The sequence below is a fragment of the Synergistaceae bacterium genome, assembly GCA_012728235.1.
Taxonomy (GTDB): Bacteria; Synergistota; Synergistia; order Synergistales; family Synergistaceae; genus JAAYFL01.
The window spans coordinates 1-2,598 of sequence record JAAYFL010000101.1; the positions used below are offsets into that span (position 1 = coordinate 1).

General features: G+C 43.5%; 3 protein-coding genes. All 3 read right to left on the reverse strand.

Annotated features, from left to right (window positions below; all coding sequences use genetic code 11):
- On the reverse strand, positions 1–1,050 hold a 1,050-nt coding region (locus GXZ13_06545; GenBank protein ID NLX75472.1), incomplete at its 3' end, for a type I restriction endonuclease subunit R.
- 16 nt (positions 1,051–1,066) lie between these two features.
- Complete coding sequence (locus GXZ13_06550) at positions 1,067–1,666, reverse strand: restriction endonuclease subunit S (GenBank protein NLX75473.1); 600 nt, start codon at positions 1,664–1,666, stop codon at positions 1,067–1,069.
- A 488-nt stretch (positions 1,667–2,154) separates the two neighbouring features.
- Positions 2,155–2,598, reverse strand: a 444-nt coding sequence (locus GXZ13_06555) for a hypothetical protein (protein ID NLX75474.1), incomplete at its 5' end; no start/stop codon positions are given.

Sequence of the window (2,598 nt, forward strand, 5' to 3'; positions counted from 1 at the left end):
ATCGATAAGCAGGACAATTTTATAGTCCTTTAGATCTGCTGAGTTAAACATCTTGCGGATGACAAACATCATGGTTAAGGACTTGCCGCTGCCTTGGGTATGCCAAAGAGTACCGCCTGCCTGATCTTTTCGTAGGCGTTCCACGATTTTACGCGCACCACGATACTGCATATAGCGAGGCACTATTTTGATGGTGCGACCTTCATCATCATCAATGAATACTGTATAGTTTTGTACGATATCCAGCAGATGCGAAGGTTCCAACATCCCTGCAACAAGCACCTCTTGGCTGGATGGAACACCATCTTTCTTGATATCGGTCAATTTATATGGATATGGATCTTTCCACTCAATGAAGTGGCTCCGGCCGCCTGTGATGCTCGTATAGCGAGCAGAGTGATAGGATGTGGAAATTACAAACTGGTTATAGAAAAACAGTTCAGGGACACCTTCTGAAATTGCCGCATCACGCCTGTCTTGATATCTGAACAACTGCTCTATTCCTTCGGCAATCGGCTCGGCGATGTCTGGGGCTTTGCACTCTATGACGACAAGAGGTAAACCATTGACAAAGAGAACCACATCGGGGATGATATGTTCCTCTTTACCCAGAAGTCGCACCTTGAACTGGCTGATGGCAAGAAAGTCGTTTTGTGTCTGCGATTTATCAAAAGTATCTGTGTCTGACCAGTCGATGATGCGCACAGGACAGTTAACCTCACCGGTTTCCTCATTATCAGCGGATAAGCCCTCCACGATGCGGTCAAATATTTCAATGTTGTTTTCCAGTAGTTTATCCATTGGGTATAGATAGTTCTGTAACTGGACGCATAGGTCTTCAATCTGTGTATTGTTTAGCCACGGATTGAGACGCGCCAACGCAGCCTTCAGTTTTTTTACGATAATGACTTCCGCAAGGGATGCGCGAAAACTCTTCTCAGGGTCGTGCTTGTCGCTGTCATCGAGTGCCAGCACATCCCAACCCAGGGACCCAAGTTGCTGAAGCAACGGTTCTTCCACATATTTTAATTCTGTTGGTCTGCCTGACATATTTTTGCCCTCCTTCTTATAGTAAAGCATCCACACTGACGGTGTTCGTCAGCAGGTCTTGCATCAAGCCCTGCTTGATGTCTTGCAGTTTAGCAAGGTAGTTACGTTCAGTTTGTATTTTCTGGTCTACGGCGGAAATTTGCTTCGCCACTCGATTCTGTTCTTCAATAGACGGCATAGTAATACTTACCTTCTTTAACTCCGTCGAGTTAATAGCTGGGTAGCTCGAACCAGTACACTTTGCGATAACACTCCTAAGAACACTTCCTGTATGAAGCGCGTAGTAAATGAATTTTGGATTCTGTGATGTTCGTATTTGCGCATAGCCTGTTGATGCTACTGAGGGTAGGTCAAACTCTTGTTCAAAGAAGTAGTTGTTCTGCTGATATGGTCTGACCGTTTGGAACAAAATATCGTAAGGTTTTAGCAATCTCTGAGCTCTTGAGGGAGCATTAATTCTTTCAAAAATGTCTTGCTTCAAGAGTTCTCCAGAAATAACACTTTCCAAATCAATGTAGTAAAAGCGGCGCGGTAATGATGATGTCCTCGGATTAATGTCAAAATATCTATTGTCGCCTAAAAGTACTTCATCGCCGTTCCCCAACAAATCCTGCATCATACCTGCCTTGATATTCTTGTACTTCTCAATCAGAGCACGGGTCTTGTCGATGGCTTCATCTACAGTGGTGAGGACATCGGCGATTTTAGATTGTTCGTTTTTACTTGCCGGCAAGGAAATTTTTATTTTCCCGATGGTACTTCCAGCTAAACTTGGTACACCAGTTGCTTCGTTGTACTTTTTCCACGGAATTGTCTGAAAAACATAAAACAAGTATTTAGCGCTATTTTCCGGATAAACATCGGTATAATAAAGTGTATCAATTGTCCAAAATGGAGTATCCATATATTGTGGTTCATCAATAGTGCCTTTGCGCCCAATCAAAACAGATGGTTTGTCACACAGGTAACTTGTGGAATAACCCATGATTCCACCTGTTCCAAGGATAGGAAATGTTCCATTATCGTTATCCTCGACCATTTTCTGATCCTTGCCGTACATTATGTCAAGGCAATCAGATATTTTGACATTATATCTCCATTTACTCATTTTATATACCCCAGCCTCTCTAAAAAGCCGTTCAGCTTAACCTCGGCAGCTTTGCGCTCAGCAAGAAGATCAGTGGCGGAGGCGTGGTACTTCTCCCATAGACCGCTAATAGCTTTCACAGTTTTAGCAACCTCGGCATTTAGGTATTTATCAAGCTCGGCTATAAATCCTTCGTGCAACAGTTGCATGACCAGGATTTCGCATTGTTCGGCAGTCAACTTATCGCGTATTGCCTTGACTTTATCCTGAAGTTCTTTTGTTTTCTTTGCTAGTTCTCTATTGAGGCGTGACCTCTCCTTTTTCAGTTCTTTATATTTCTTAAGATACTCATCGCCCAGCGATTTGAGGAATGCCTCTTTTTCGCCTTCCTTGAGTTTAACCTCCTTCTCTTCTTCACCTTCGCTGTCTTCATCGCTTTCTTCGATGTCATCCTCATCGGG

Excerpts from the sequence above, each read along its gene's own strand:
- GXZ13_06550 (NLX75473.1), bottom strand. The coding sequence starts at position 1,666 with ATGCAGGATTTGTTGGGGAACGGCGATGAAGTACTTTTAGGCGACAAT.